13 protein-coding genes are annotated in these 13,862 nt (G+C 47.8%); 5 read left to right on the forward strand and 8 right to left on the reverse strand.

Annotated elements, in window-relative coordinates:
• Positions 1–90: 90 nt before the first annotated feature.
• Both gldC and CWM47_RS07385 read left to right on the forward strand, forming a co-directional pair.
• The gene (gene gldC, locus CWM47_RS07380; protein WP_100993772.1) at positions 91–444 is read left to right on the forward strand and encodes a gliding motility protein GldC; all 354 of its coding nucleotides are present in this window, start codon (positions 91–93) and stop codon (positions 442–444) included.
• A gap of 69 nt (positions 445–513) precedes the next feature.
• Positions 514–1,704, forward strand: coding sequence for a thioredoxin family protein (locus CWM47_RS07385; RefSeq protein WP_100987378.1), 1,191 nt, complete (start codon positions 514–516; stop codon positions 1,702–1,704).
• 80 nt (positions 1,705–1,784) lie between these two features.
• On the opposite strand, the gene CWM47_RS07390 is transcribed toward CWM47_RS07385, so the two are convergent.
• The 4 genes from CWM47_RS07390 to ispG all read right to left on the reverse strand — a co-directional run bounded on the left by CWM47_RS07390 (position 1,785) and on the right by ispG (position 5,055).
• On the reverse strand, positions 1,785–2,336 hold the full coding sequence (locus tag CWM47_RS07390) for a tetratricopeptide repeat protein (protein ID WP_100987379.1): 552 nt from the start codon (positions 2,334–2,336) through the stop codon (positions 1,785–1,787).
• A gap of 68 nt (positions 2,337–2,404) precedes the next feature.
• Positions 2,405–2,755: an MmcQ/YjbR family DNA-binding protein gene (locus CWM47_RS07395; protein ID WP_100987380.1), complete on the reverse strand. Its 351-nt coding sequence runs from the start codon at positions 2,753–2,755 to the stop codon at positions 2,405–2,407.
• A complete protein-coding gene (locus tag CWM47_RS39130; RefSeq protein WP_100987381.1) occupies positions 2,752–2,940 on the reverse strand; it encodes a DUF6728 family protein in 189 nt (62 codons plus the stop codon). Before CWM47_RS39130 ends, CWM47_RS07395 begins: the two co-directional genes overlap by 4 nt.
• 81 nt (positions 2,941–3,021) lie before the next feature.
• Positions 3,022–5,055: a (E)-4-hydroxy-3-methylbut-2-enyl-diphosphate synthase gene (gene ispG, locus CWM47_RS07405; RefSeq protein WP_100987382.1), complete on the reverse strand. Its 2,034-nt coding sequence runs from the start codon at positions 5,053–5,055 to the stop codon at positions 3,022–3,024.
• 269 nt (positions 5,056–5,324) lie between these two features.
• Between ispG and CWM47_RS07410 the strand changes: the two genes are divergently transcribed.
• A complete protein-coding gene (locus CWM47_RS07410) occupies positions 5,325–5,696 on the forward strand; it encodes a hypothetical protein (RefSeq protein WP_100987383.1) in 372 nt (123 codons plus the stop codon).
• A 41-nt stretch (positions 5,697–5,737) separates the two neighbouring features.
• Here the strand turns inward: CWM47_RS07410 and CWM47_RS07415 are convergent, their stop codons facing one another.
• Positions 5,738–6,610: a lysophospholipid acyltransferase family protein gene (locus CWM47_RS07415; protein ID WP_100987384.1), complete on the reverse strand. Its 873-nt coding sequence runs from the start codon at positions 6,608–6,610 to the stop codon at positions 5,738–5,740.
• 107 nt (positions 6,611–6,717) lie between these two features.
• The gene (locus CWM47_RS07420) at positions 6,718–7,590 is read right to left on the reverse strand and encodes a lysophospholipid acyltransferase family protein (RefSeq protein WP_100987385.1); all 873 of its coding nucleotides are present in this window, start codon (positions 7,588–7,590) and stop codon (positions 6,718–6,720) included.
• A 209-nt stretch (positions 7,591–7,799) separates the two neighbouring features.
• Between CWM47_RS07420 and CWM47_RS07425 the strand changes: the two genes are divergently transcribed.
• Together CWM47_RS07425 and CWM47_RS07430 are read left to right on the forward strand one after the other, a co-directional pair.
• On the forward strand, positions 7,800–8,366 hold the full coding sequence (locus tag CWM47_RS07425; RefSeq protein WP_240625749.1) for a WbqC family protein: 567 nt from the start codon (positions 7,800–7,802) through the stop codon (positions 8,364–8,366).
• Positions 8,367–8,428: 62 nt separating this feature from the next.
• The gene (locus tag CWM47_RS07430) at positions 8,429–10,960 is read left to right on the forward strand and encodes an ATP-dependent Clp protease ATP-binding subunit (protein WP_100987387.1); all 2,532 of its coding nucleotides are present in this window, start codon (positions 8,429–8,431) and stop codon (positions 10,958–10,960) included.
• A 142-nt stretch (positions 10,961–11,102) separates the two neighbouring features.
• On the opposite strand, the gene CWM47_RS07435 is transcribed toward CWM47_RS07430, so the two are convergent.
• Both CWM47_RS07435 and CWM47_RS07440 read right to left on the reverse strand, forming a co-directional pair.
• Positions 11,103–12,857, reverse strand: coding sequence for a GMC oxidoreductase (locus CWM47_RS07435; protein ID WP_100987388.1), 1,755 nt, complete (start codon positions 12,855–12,857; stop codon positions 11,103–11,105).
• 220 nt (positions 12,858–13,077) lie between these two features.
• Entirely contained in the window at positions 13,078–13,836 is a 759-nt protein-coding gene (locus tag CWM47_RS07440; protein ID WP_100987389.1) for a phosphatidylinositol-specific phospholipase C/glycerophosphodiester phosphodiesterase family protein, read from the reverse strand.
• Positions 13,837–13,862: the final 26 nt, after the last annotated feature.

Genomic DNA, 13,862 nt, shown 5'->3' on the forward strand with positions numbered 1-13,862 from the left:
ACCTAAAATGCCGTTTCCCGTTCTAGCAAACGCCGATGTTTGTTGACAGTCAAGTCGCGGGTTTCGCCCGCGCTACGTATTTTTGTATCTATGAAAAAATCAGACATTCATTTTTCGGTTGAACTCGACAACCAAAATATCCCTGAGAAAATATACTGGGAAGCCACCGATAACCCAAACGAAGGCCTGAGCGATACGCGGGCTATTGCCATTTCACTTTGGGATCATTACCATAACAGCACCCTAAAAATTGACCTTTGGACGAAGGACATGGAAGTGGTGGATATGAAACGCTTTATGATTGAGATCATGAGCGGCATTGCTGATACTGCCCTGAGTGCAACCGGCGATCAGCGTATGGCAGATGATATTGAGAAAACATGTCAGGTGTTGAGCAAGCGGCTGGAGGAGGAAATTAAACAGCAAAAACAGCAACAGCAATAGCTGATACCAGCTCGGCAACTTTGGTCGTTAATTTGCTGAGATGTACATCGTAACGACTGTCCTTATTTTATGAAAAAGATACTTTTGCTACTTCTGGTAGCTAACATTACGCTCGCGCAGAAGTCTGGCGGTATTCTATTCAAAACCACACCGATTGGTAGCGTTTTCCAGGAAGCAAAACGGGCGGGAAAGCCGGTATTCGTCGAAATTTATTCGCCCACCTGCCATACCTGTCAGAGTTTCATACCAACGCTGGCCGACAGCCGGGTAGGTAAATTCTATAATGCCAAGTTCCTGAGTACAAAGCTCGATATTGGCGAGCCTGCCACACGGGCGTTTTTAGAAAGTCGACACTTGTATGTGCCTTCGTTGCCCTTGTTTCTGTATTTCGATCCGCAGCAGAATCTGGTTCACTTTGCCATGAGCAACAATATGACGGATGAAGTGATTCGGCATGGTACCAATGCAATGGACCCCCAGGCTCGTAGTCAGAACATGAAAATCCGTTACCAACAAGGTGAGCGGGCGGCCAATTTCCTGATCGACTATGCCATGTATGGCCGTGTTATCAAAGATACAGTTGCCAATATGGCGGCAATGAATGAATACGCCCGGCAGCAGTCGGCGGCAACGTTTGCCAATCAAACAAACTGGCTGGCCTTACAGAAACTCGTGCTGGATTTTGAAAATCCGATGTTCCAGTACATGCTTGGACATTTGGAGACCTATCGGAAAGCCTATGGTGCAGAGCCTGTTTTGCAGGTCGCCGAAAATATTCTAATGTCGTCGCTGTTCAGTGGTCGTGGCGCACAATATCCGATTTCTAAAATTTTAGAGGTGAAGCAGGATTTAATAAAAATTGGCATTGATCCGAAAATAGCAGCCAACCGGACATTGTTATCCGAGGTGAGCGCCTACTTCCGTGCCCGTCAAACGGCGAAAGCTGTTGAACGGATGGATAATCAGGTTAATTCCAATCAGTTGACGGTGCCAGAGTATATGTATATTTCACGGCTTTTCAACCGGTCGAGTCCCGATGCAGTGGATGCACCTACGGTTGTCAAGTGGATCAATAAAGGCCTTGCGTTGAAACCGGGTCCGAAAGAACAAGCTGATTTATACTACGAAATGGCTGAGGCCTACCGTCGGGGCGGCAAAAGTGCTGATGCTCAGAAAGCCGCTCAAAAGTCGATGGAGATGTCTCAGGCAAGCCACCTTGACACCCGTCGGAATGTAGAGCAACTGGGGAAACTGAAATAGGTTTACGGTATTTGGTTTACGGTTGGCTGACGCGGCTATTGATGATGTGTCAGCCAACCGTAAACCAAATACCGTAAACCTTACTTTTGGTACACCGGTCGTGTAAACGGCGGTTGAAGGAGAATGTGAAATGAATTTTCGTCGCCAAGTGAAACGGCCCGGCGGAGGTCATTTTCTGCCTGGGGCAACTGCCGAACCTGAATGCGGGCTAAGGCTCTCCACCGATAAGCATCAGGCTTTTCATCGCGAAAATGCCAAACGGCTTTATCAAATTCCCGGAAAGCCTGTTGGAAATCAGCTGTATAGTAATAAGCCATGCCACGGTCCAGGTAGCATTCGGCCAGGGTATTATCTCGGTTGATAGCCTGCGTCAAATCATAAATGGCCGAAAAATGATTTTCCTGTACAAGCTGGCATTTGCCTCTGTAGGCGTAAGCAATGGCTGATTTTGGGTACTGCCGAACCGCATCATCGAAATAATGATGGGCTTCTATAAAGTTCCGGTTCTGAACCAGGTCAATACCTTTCTGGAATCGTTTTCGGTCTTTGTCAGATGGCGTATCATGATCCACCAGAAAGAACCGGAGGGTCAGATAAATTCCGAAAAAAAGACTTAAGAGTACAACTTCCATAACCAAGTCTGGTTTTTTCCCAACCTTACGAAATTAAGCGTTTCAGGCTGTTTTGACAAACTATTTTCTCAGATTAATCCTGCCCTAACTGCCTTCGGTAAACTCGCTCTGACCAGTTCATACGAGTGGTCAATCCACTCCTGAACTTCGCTTGTACGAACGCCACCGTCTATCGTGATGGTGTTCCAGTGCGTTTTATTCATGTGGTAACCGGGTGTTACGGCGTTATGTTCTTCACGAAGTTGAACCGCTCGTTCAGGATCACATTTTAAGTTGATCGTTGTTGGCTGGCTTTCGGTCGATAGCAAAGCAAACATCTTTCCGCCAACCTTAAAAACCAGCGCATCACCACCAAATGGGAACGACTCGGTCGCATTTGGTTTGCTAATACAATAGTCGCGCAGGGCTTCCGTGTTCATCGGGTGCAATGACGAACGGTGTAAAAAATAATCGCAAACAGAAACATAAGAATCGAGATGCGATTGATGCCATGCATCATCCTTAGGTTCACACTAGTTGGACTTTTTGGGTCGGGTTTACGAAACACCCGTAAGAAATAGGTGAAAACAGGCCCAATTTTGAAATAATCAACGAATTTATTCACGGGGAAATCAATGGAAAATGGATAATGAAACTAGTTAACTACATAACAAAAATGATTGCCAGAACATTTACTTTACGACCATTATTCATTCACTAAGCTTGGTTCAATCCAGCGGCTGTCTTCCCGAATAAGCTCAATCAACTCATCGACGGCACGGTCGGCAGGAACCGATTTTTTGATCACCTCCTGACCGCGATAAAGCGCAATCTTGTCGCGTCCAATGCCCACGTAACCATAATCTGCATCGGCCATTTCGCCCGGCCCATTAACGATGCAGCCCATAATACCAATCTTAACCCCTTTAAGATGGTCGGTACGCTGCCGTATTCGGGCTGTTGTTTCCTGTAAGTCAAACAGCGTCCGACCGCAGGATGGGCACGATATGTATTCGGTTTTGGTGATGCGCGTACGAGCGGCCTGTAATATGCCAAACGACAAACTGTTTAGCCCTTTTAGTGAATCAGCAGACCCCGACATTCCCACCGATGACAACATTGTGCCATCACCCAGACCGTCGATCAGCAACCCGCCTACATCGGTGGCAGCATAAAGCGGCAAATTCTCTTCAGCCACCTGGGTATAGGCTCTGCTAATAACTACCGGCGTAGTTAGCCCTTGATTCATCAGTTCGACAAACAACCGCCGAAGCTCAGGCATAGCATGTGCGTTGTCGGACGAAATAATCAACACAACCGTTGGGTCATTACGCAAAGAGACAAGCAGTTCGTTCGATAGCTCAGGCAAGGATACACGAACAAAATTCAGGCGAGTTTGCAATTGCGTCTGGGTCGCATGAGCTGTCAGATAGTCCGTTGCGGATAACACCGGCGATGTATTTACCTGATCTGAATAGGTTTGCCAGACGGCATAATCCAGAATCTGTCTAAGGCCATTAGGCAGCATGAACTGCGCGGGTTGCGAACCCGTGTATATATAGTCTGCACCAAGATCGTTCATCCGCCACTTATCGGGTTCGGGCAAGTAAAAATGCCCGACAGGATGAAGGTCCCTATGTTCCGTAACTGGTATCTGACTAAAGTCGGCAATGACACGAGGGACATTCTGCCCGCCAAAATTGGCTACTTCGTGCGTTTTTCGACGGGTATATTGAAATGGATTGATCGGGTAATGCGTAATTTTCGGAATTGGATTACTGGTTGCTGCCCGGTTTGTATACCGATCAATCAACGCCTTTGCAACGGGGGCTTCCCGCTCGGGCTCTTCCGTTAGCGATACCCGAACGGTATCCCCAATGCCATCTTCCAATAGCGTTCCTATGCCCAGGGCTGACTTAATACGCCCATCTTCGGCCTCACCGGCTTCGGTCACGCCAAGGTGCAATGGATAGGGTTTCAGCCCTTCCTCATCCAGACGTTGTACCAGAAGTCGATATGCCTGCACCATCACCTGCGGGTTGCTCGACTTCATCGAGAGGGTAATATTGTAATAGTTTTCGGCTTCGCAGATGCGCAGAAATTCGAGCGCCGACTCAACCATACCCACCGGAGTATCGCCGTACCGACTTAAAATACGGTCTGAGAGCGAGCCGTGGTTGGTGCCAATTCGCATGGCCGTACCATATTCTTTACAGATACGAATGAGGGGCAAAAATTTAGCCTGAATGCGCTCCAGTTCTGCTGCATAGGCCGCGTCGGTATAGTCGATGAACTCGAAGCGTTTCCGGTCGGCATAATTGCCCGGATTGATACGAACTTTCTCGACTATACGTGCTGCAAGTTCGGCTGCGTTTGGTGTAAAGTGAATGTCAGCTACCAGAGGGGTGTTGTATCCTTTAGCCCGCAATTCTTTGCGAATGTTTTCTAGATTCTGAGCTTCTTTTACGCTCGGTGCAGTAATACGAACGTATTCGCAACCTGCTTCGATCATCCGAATTGTCTGTTCAACAGAGCCTTTCGTATCCATCGTGTCTATAGTTGTCATCGACTGAACCCGGATGGGGTAATCGGAGCCCATAGGCACATCGCCAATCGTAACCGTACTGGTTTTTCGGCGGATGTATTGCGTGAGTGAAGGCGTGTACTGAATAAGTGATTCAGACCGTTCCGGCGAATCGGTATTAGTTGATAAAGAAGGAGAAAGCAACGAATCGAGCATACAGGTATCGGCAAGGCCGTTTGACCAGGCAAAGGTACGGAAAAAGCACTTTCCGGCGGTTTACCTGTTTAGTTGAAAAACGTTATGCTGAACGCAAATGTTCGCCTGAATACATATTATCCATAAATGTTTTCTTGGTTGATTATTAGATAGTTATCTGATTTTTGGAAAACAAATTAGTGAACTGGCTCGTTAAAACAACAAATGATAGTCTCCTCCTTTTACCGAAGGAGGGATATATACAACCTGGTTTTTAAAGTCGATATGTTATGAATACGAAATGGATAAGTGCTTTGGCACTGACAGTATTGATTAGTGCCGGGGCCTATGCTCAGGACACAACGGCTTTGAGCAAGAAAGAAATTCGGCAGCAGGAGCGTGCCGAGCGAAAAGCACGCGTTAAGGAAGATCTGAAAAATGCGGGCCAGCGTGTCGGCAGTGCCGCTACAGAGGTGGGTAGGGGAGCTAAAGAGAAAGCAAAAGTAGCTGACGAAGCCGTTAGCAAGGGTGCTGCAAAAGTAGGCAGCACGGTCAATAAGGGGTTAGACAAGGCCGAAAACGCAATTGTTACAGAAGCCGACAAAATCAAAGCGAAGCGCGATTCGTCACGTGCCGAAAAAGCCCGTCGTGATTCCCTATAGTAATAAAAACTAGCGTATAGGTGCCGCACAATTGTGCGGCCCTACGCTAGTTTTGCCATCACTTTGGCGTATTTCCCGCGCCAGTGTTTCCAGCGTTTATGCGACCAGAGCCAGTCGGATGGGTGATTACAAATACTCTGCTCCAGATGATCTCGATACGTCTCCAGAATGGCTCCTTCTGACAGGTTCTCATAAGGCGGTTCTACAATGAGTGTAAAGGTGCCTTCGTAATAGCCCCGGCGAACTCGTATCAATTCCAGAAAGAACACGGGCATATGCCGGCTTCGGGCCAGACGCTCGGTGCCAGGGTAAAAAGGGGTATCCCGGTGTAAAAAATCCATCCAGTAGCCTTGCTCCGGGACATCAGGAACCTGATCGGCCACCAGGGCAATAACCCGGGGAATATCTTTGCGAACGATCATCTGGCGGGGTAGCAGTTGCATGGGTGTAGGTACTGCACCGTGACTGGCCCGGACCTGCTGCATGATTTTCTCCATTCTGGGACTGGTCAACGGTTTGTATACGCTGTCGACCGGTATGCCAATAACAACGGCCGCCGATGGAACCCATTCCCAATTGCACTGATGAGAACCTGTGCAGATTACCGTCTGGCCAGCGCTCAGAAACGATTTTATAACTTCAGGATTCGTATAAACGAACCGCTTTTTTAATTCGACGGGAGATATGCTGGTAAGTTTGATAGTTTCAACAAGAATATCGGTCAGATTTCGGTAGAAATCATTGGCTATCAGACGAATATCGTCAGGCGACTTGCTTGGAAACGAGTGTCGTAAGTTTTCCAGAATAACCTGTTCCCGGTAACGGAATATGTATCGAATGAAGAAGTACAAGACATCCGAAATACCGTAAAGGATACCGAATGGTAAATGGGACACAAGTCGAAAAAAAATCATCTGGTGGGTACACCAAGTAGTAAGGTAAAACCATTGGCTGCCCTAAAGGTAAAAATTACAAGTTTGAAAGGCTATAACTATATATGTATTTACCGGCAGTATGTGTACTAGCTTAGTTTTGCGCTTACTTTAGCGTATTTCCCGCGCCAGTGTTTCCAGCGTTTGTGCGACCATAACCAATCGGATGGGTTATTTCGGATAGACGTTTCAAGTACGTCGCGATACCCTTCCATAATAGCTCCAGGCGGAAGATCATCATAAGGCGGCTCGGCAATAAGCCGGAACGTCACTTCATAATAGCTCCGGCGCACCCGAACAATATCAAAGAAGAAGACCGCCATTTTTCGACTACGGGCCAGTCGTTCGGAGCCGGGATAAAAAGGCGAATCCCGATGTAGAAAATCAGTCCAGTAAGCCTGCTCGGGTACATCAGGTACCTGATCGGATATTAATCCAATAATTCGGGGTATGTGCTTGCGAAGCACCATTTGCCGGGGCAGCGAGTTCATTGGCGTCGGAACCGGCCCCAGATGCGACCGGATATGAATCATTAACTGTTCAAAAAACGGGCTGGTCAGGGGCTTGTAAATACTATCGACCGGCATTTTATTTAATACCAAAGCCGCCGGTATCCATTCCCAGTTCGCCTGATGGGAACTCATGCCTATGACTGTTTCGCCCGCCAGAATTCGTTTTTGAATCAGGTCAATATTTGGAAACCGTATATGCTTCTGGAAAAATTCTGGCGGTAGACTTGCTTGCTTTATTGTCTCTACAATCAAATCGCCCAGATTTTTATAGAAACCTTTGGCAACGGCTTGAATGTCGGCCGGTGATTTTTCGGGAAAAGATAGTCGCAGATTTTCCAGTACCACTTTCCGTCGATAACGGATAATGTACAGAAGTAAAAAAGACAAAACATCGGAAATGCCATATAATATAGGGAGAGGCAAACGCGATAGGAATCGAAAAAAGATCATTAGTTGAGTGTAGGGCAAACGTAGGCGCAAAGGGTCGTTTGCCGGGAAATTAAAAAAATACCAAAATCAGTTGACAGTATCGCTTTTTTGCGTTAATTGTGAACGGATACTAATTTGAGTAATTGGAAAAAGAACAACCAGGGTCTCAAAAAAGCGCTTTACTCATTGATCTGCATTATTTGCCTTGCATTGATTACATCTCAGGGCTAATGCAGTTTGACCAGGTGCTGCTTGAGGCCAGAGAACATTATCAAAAGCAAAGTTACAGAAATCGTTGCTACGTTCAGACTGCAAACAAAATTGACGTTCTTACGGTGCCTGTGCAACAGGGAACAACTCATCAGCCAATCCGTGATTTACGGATAGCAAATGACCAACCCTGGCAAATACATCACTGGCGATGTTTACAGGCTGCCTACGGGAAAGCTCCATTTTTTGACTATTACGTACCCGATTTTGAACCAGTTTATCGGAAAAGTTGGACATTTTTATTTGACCTGACTAATGAACTGCTGACAATTTGTCTGAAACTAATGCGTCTGAAGGTAAACCTGAGCCTGACAGAATGGTACGATAAAACTCCACCGGTCGGTCTATTTGACGCTCGGTCGAGGATAAATCCGCGAAATGCGCCGGAAACGTATGTATTCCATCAGCCTGTCAGTTATCAACAGAATTTTGGCCAAAAATTTGTACCAAATCTTAGTATAGTAGACCTGTTGTTCTGCCAGGGACCGGCCGCTTCGGACGTGTTACTGGCTGGCCTTCGGGAGTGAACAAATCCTTAAAACTCTTCGTTAGGCCTATAGTACGGTTACCTAAGGAGACCCTAAAACGAATGGAAGCAAAATTCTCAAACCGCGTTAAGGAAGTTATCACGCTGAGTCGGGAAGAAGCCTTGCGCTTAGGCCACGATTATATCGGCACAGAGCATCTGTTGCTGGGTATGATTCGTGAGGGTGAGGGTGTAGCGGTCGGGTTGCTGAAAAAACTTGGCATCTCGCTCGATGAACTCCGGGTTACCATCGAACAGGCAACGAAAGGAACGGCCACCAACAATGTGAAAAATCTGGCGAACATTCCGCTGACCCGTCAGTCGGAAAAAACGCTGAAGATCACATACCTGGAGGCTAAAATCTTTAAAAGCCCGCTCATTGGTACGGAGCACCTTTTACTGTCGATTCTGCGCGATGAAGACAATGTCGCCACGCAGATTCTCAACAAGTTTAATGTTAACTACGAAGTCATTAAAGAGATGCTGGAATATCAATCAACCGGAACGCGCCCCACAATGGCAAGCGATACCGACGATGACGATAATGACCGGGGTATGTTTGGTGGCAGCAGCAGTTCCAGTTCAGGGAAAGATCCCAAAGGTACTGAGAAGTCTCGGACACCGGTACTGGACAATTTCGGCCGGGATTTAACCAAACTTGCCGAAGTCGGCAAACTCGATCCAATTGTTGGTCGTGAAAAAGAAATTGAACGGGTAGCTCAGATTCTGAGTCGCCGGAAGAAAAATAACCCGATTCTTATTGGTGAGCCTGGCGTAGGTAAGACAGCTATTGCCGAAGGTCTTGCCCTGCGCATTGTGCAGAAGAAAGTATCGCGGGTGTTATTCGGTAAACGCGTCGTTACGCTTGACCTGGCGTCACTCGTAGCGGGTACCAAATACCGGGGTCAATTTGAAGAGCGGATGAAGGCTGTGATGAACGAGCTGGAAAAATCGCCTGAAGTGATCCTGTTTATTGACGAGCTGCATACAATCGTTGGTGCCGGTGGTGCCTCGGGTTCGCTCGATGCGTCAAATATGTTCAAACCAGCGTTAGCGCGGGGAGACATTCAATGTATTGGTGCGACAACCCTTGATGAATACCGTCAGTATATCGAGAAAGATGGTGCGTTAGCCCGTCGTTTCCAAATGGTTATGGTCGATGCCACATCCATTGATGAAACCATCGAAATTCTGAACAACATCAAGGATAAATACGAAGAACACCACCACGTTAACTACACAAAAGAAGCCATCGAGGCTGCCGTGAAGTTGTCGGAACGGTATATCTCGGATCGCTTCCTGCCCGATAAAGCCATCGACGTGATGGACGAAGTAGGCGCTCGTGTACACATCTCGAACATCACGGTTCCTGAAGATATTCTGAAACTCGAAGAGCAGATCGAGAATATCAAGAAGGAGAAAAATCAGGTTGTTAAGAGCCAGAAGTACGAAGAAGCGGCCCAACTGCGGGATAAAGAAAAACGCCTGATCGACCAACTCGACCGTGCGAAACAAGTTTGGGAGGAAGATACCAAGAAACGTCGCTATACGGTCAACGAAGAAAACGTTGCCGAAGTCGTTGCGATGATGACCGGTATCCCCGTCACGAGCGTGTCGAACGATGAAGGCAAGAAACTTGTCAACATGGGCAACGAACTGAAAGGTCGGGTTATTGGTCAGCAGTCGGCCATCGACAAGTTGGTGAAAGCCATTCAGCGGACGCGTGTTGGTCTGAAAGATCCCAAGAAGCCAATTGGTTCGTTCATTTTCCTCGGCCCAACGGGTGTTGGGAAAACAGAGCTTGCCAAGGTACTAGCTACCTATCTCTTCGATAAAGATGACGCCCTTGTACGGATCGACATGTCGGAATACATGGAGAAATTCAGTGTAAGCCGGTTAGTTGGAGCACCTCCAGGCTATGTTGGTTATGAAGAAGGTGGTCAGTTGACAGAAAAAATTCGTCGGAAACCATATAGTGTTGTCTTGTTGGACGAAATCGAAAAAGCACACCCGGATGTATTCAACATCCTGTTGCAAGTGCTTGACGATGGTATCCTGACAGATGGCCTTGGCCGCCGGGTGGATTTCCGGAACACGATTATCATCATGACCTCAAACATTGGGGTTCGTGACCTGAAAGATTTCGGTGCAGGTATTGGTTTCGCCACTAAGAAAAGTGCCGAAGGTCAGGATGATTTGATGAAGAGCACGATTCAAAGTGCGCTTCGGAAAGCCTTCTCGCCTGAGTTCCTGAACCGTCTTGATGATGTGATTGTGTTTAACTCGCTCCTCCGCGAAGACATACACAAGATCATTGACCTGATGCTGGGCAAACTGCTGGGCCGCGTTACAAACCTGGGTTACACCGTCGAACTGACCGAGAAGGCAAAAGACTTCCTGGCCGAGAAAGGGTATGATCCACAGTATGGTGCTCGTCCATTAAGCCGTGCTATCCAACGTTACCTCGAAGATCCCGTTGCAGAAGAAATTCTGAAAGGCGAACTGAAAGAAGGCGATGTGATTATGGCCGACTACAGTGGTGAAGGCGAAACGCTGACCATAACGGTGCGGAAGCCTGAAGTGGCAGTAGAATAGATATCTGAAATTTTGGATATAGTGAAAAAGGCTGGACTTGTGTGAGTCCGGCCTTTTTTGTAGCGCGGCCGGGCTGGCGCACCAGCATCCTGTCCGCAAAGCTAAATCAAAATCAGCCCTGCGGACAGGATGTCCGCGCTACTTAAATATTCTTCTGCTTAACCTGATCAATATAATATTGCGACGTCCGCATAGCGCTGGCCAGGATAGTCCAGGTTACGTTTTTGTCGCCTTGGGAGACGAACGGAGCCGCATCGACTACGAACAGGTTCTTGACATCATGCGCTTGCTGATATTTGTTCAGGGCTGACTTCTGCGGGTCGCTGCCCATACGAACTGTGCCAACTTCGTGAATGATTCTGCCGGGTGCGGCTAGTCCGTAACCATGTGCCGTGTTTGGGCCAGGCTTAGGGCCAAGAGCAATGCCGCCCATCGAATGAATGATTTCCTCGAATGTATCCTGCATGTGTTTGGCCTGCTTCACCTCATAGTCCGACCATTTATAATGGAAACGTAAGGTTGGAATACCATATTTATCGACGCCGTTAGGGTCAATTTCGCAGTAGTTGGTTTCGAGCGGTACCGGCTCTCCCCGTCCTGCCATACTGACGTAAGCCCCGTAGAAACGTCGGTAATCATCTTTCAAACTTGCTCCATAACCGCCACCGGTTTTCATCTTCCCATCGCGGCCGGGAACCAGGCTGTTCATGGATTCAATACCGCCACCATAACCGTAACCGGGCATACCCATACCACCACCATATTCAATATGATACCCCCGTGGGAAGTCTAATTTCTTGTTGTCGAGCCACCAGGGGGTAAATACGTGCATACCGCCAACGCCATCTTCATTGTAACGTTTGCGATCCATCAGAGCCGGAATAAAACCAGAACGGCTGGCACCGGTCGAGTCATTGAGGTATTTGCCTACCACGCCACTGCTGTTAGCTAAGCCATTTGGGAAGCGGGACGATTTGGAATTTAGAAGAATCCGGGCCGATTCGCAGGTACTAGCTCCCAGCATAACGGCTTTGGCCCGAACGGTCACTTCTTCCAGCGTGCGATTATTCACGTAGCTCACACCCGTAGCAAGACCAGTTTGAGGATCGGTCAAGACTTCGCGCACCATCGCGCCATTGATAAGCGTCACATTTCCGGTCTTAACGGCTGGGATGCATAACACCGACGAGGCCGAAAAATCAGCATAAGCCTGACAGCCCCGATTACACTGGTGGCAATAAAAACAGGACCCCCGATCTTTGTTGATGGGCTTCGTTAGAATGCTTAGCCGGGAAGGAATTACCGGAATACCAATGCTTCGGGCACCTTTTCGAAGCATTAACTCGTGTAAACGAGGTTTTGGCGGTGGCAGAAAAATGCCATCGGGTTCGTTCGGGAAATTTTCGACCGAGCCAAACACGCCAATCAGCCGGTCTACCTTATCGTAATAGGGTTTTAGATCATCGTAGCCAATTGGCCAGTCGTCGCCAACGCCCGAAAGAGACCGACGCCGGAAATCGTCTGGTCCGAAACGCATGGAAATACGTCCCCAGTGATTGGTGCGTCCGCCGAGCATTCTGGAGCGGAACCAGCCAAATTCTGTGCCTGATTTGGCGGAGTAAGGTTCTCCGTCAATTTCCCAGCCGCCCCAGGCTGCGTCGAAATCTCCTCCCGAACGGGCCTCGGTGCTGGCTCCGCGACGGGGAGATTCCCAAGGCCATTTTAATTGAGTAATATATTTTGGATCGGCGGGGTCATAATAACCGCCTGCTTCAAGCAGTATAACTTTTGCTCCTGCTTTTGCAAGCATATAAGCCGCCATGCCGCCCCCTGCGCCTGAGCCGACAATAGCCACATCGTAGATAAGAGGAGCCTTTTTTAGTTGGGGAATATCCATCTGGAAAAACTGTGGTTAGTGCAGTTGAAAATGCAGTAACTACAAAAGCCAGAAGGTACTTCGGGTTACTATATAATTCAAATTTTGCGATATAGTTGATCTTAACTATAGATAGGAGGGGCTAACTGGTTTTACCAAAAGAAAAGGTATTTTATGATGAAACCACAGAGTTTTTGGCATGTCTCTGTGGTTTCGTCGTCAATATTGATGAAAGAAAATCTCAGCGTAAATCTTTCGCGGCCTCCGCTACTTTATCGGTATTGATGATATCGACGCCCAGTTTCTTTAACTGTTTCCATCCGTTAGGGGTATCTGGGATGGCCCAGAAACGAAACGGTTTATTGTCGCTGTGGGCACGTTTTATGACCCGCTTGAGTTTGTCCCGGTCAAGATCTGCAATATCGCCAACGCCATTCCAACGAGAGTAAGACTGGAAATTGTCGCTAATCATAGCTACACGCTGAAGGGTTTCCTGGTCGTAAACTTCACTGGGGCGCCCATCGAACTGAAGAAGCGGATAGTCAAGAAAGGTATTGATTCTGGGCCGCTCCCCGCTGATGACGACCTGTATAGCTTTGGCGTTGGCCGACCGGTTGAAACAAACCAGATTTGCCTGTAACATAGTCATAAGTAGTGGCAGCACTCCGGCAGGGTTTTCTTTAATGTCAATTACCAGGGCGAATGTGTAGTCCCGATCGGCGCTTGGTTTACCCTTATATTGCTCGAATAAGCGCACAATAGGCTTTAAATAAAGCGAATCGAGCGTAGGTGGCACTATTGCCAGAGAGTCAGGCTTTTCGTGTGATACCACTAGTTTACCGTTCCGCAACCAGACATCGGCTTCGATAAAGTCAGCTTTCTGCTCATACGCTTCGGTAAACGGTCGTATCTTGGCATAATCGTTGTGTGAGTGAATCTTTTGCGCCAGTGTAACCGATACTGACGATAGCAGGAGGAGTAGGAGGAAACGATACTGCATGGTGATGTACCTGATTTTTTGCCAAA

Origin of the sequence: Spirosoma pollinicola (assembly GCF_002831565.1) — a bacterium.
GTDB classification, from domain to species: domain Bacteria; phylum Bacteroidota; class Bacteroidia; order Cytophagales; family Spirosomataceae; genus Spirosoma; species Spirosoma pollinicola.

Excerpts from the sequence above, each read along its gene's own strand:
- CWM47_RS07435 (WP_100987388.1), bottom strand. The coding sequence starts at position 12,857 with ATGGATATTCCCCAACTAAAAAAGGCTCCTCTTATCTACGATGTGGCT.
- CWM47_RS07425 (WP_240625749.1), top strand. The coding sequence starts at position 7,800 with ATGCAGTTTGACCAGGTGCTGCTTGAGGCCAGAGAACATTATCAAAAG.
- CWM47_RS07415 (WP_100987384.1), bottom strand. The coding sequence starts at position 6,610 with ATGATTTTTTTTCGACTTGTGTCCCATTTACCATTCGGTATCCTTTAC.
- gldC (WP_100993772.1), top strand. The coding sequence starts at position 91 with ATGAAAAAATCAGACATTCATTTTTCGGTTGAACTCGACAACCAAAAT.
- CWM47_RS07420 (WP_100987385.1), bottom strand. The coding sequence starts at position 7,590 with ATGATCTTTTTTCGATTCCTATCGCGTTTGCCTCTCCCTATATTATAT.
- CWM47_RS07395 (WP_100987380.1), bottom strand. The coding sequence starts at position 2,755 with ATGAACACGGAAGCCCTGCGCGACTATTGTATTAGCAAACCAAATGCG.
- CWM47_RS07385 (WP_100987378.1), top strand. The coding sequence starts at position 514 with ATGAAAAAGATACTTTTGCTACTTCTGGTAGCTAACATTACGCTCGCG.
- CWM47_RS07410 (WP_100987383.1), top strand. The coding sequence starts at position 5,325 with ATGAATACGAAATGGATAAGTGCTTTGGCACTGACAGTATTGATTAGT.
- CWM47_RS07440 (WP_100987389.1), bottom strand. The coding sequence starts at position 13,836 with ATGCAGTATCGTTTCCTCCTACTCCTCCTGCTATCGTCAGTATCGGTT.
- CWM47_RS07390 (WP_100987379.1), bottom strand. The coding sequence starts at position 2,336 with ATGGAAGTTGTACTCTTAAGTCTTTTTTTCGGAATTTATCTGACCCTC.
- ispG (WP_100987382.1), bottom strand. The coding sequence starts at position 5,055 with ATGCTCGATTCGTTGCTTTCTCCTTCTTTATCAACTAATACCGATTCG.
- CWM47_RS07430 (WP_100987387.1), top strand. The coding sequence starts at position 8,429 with ATGGAAGCAAAATTCTCAAACCGCGTTAAGGAAGTTATCACGCTGAGT.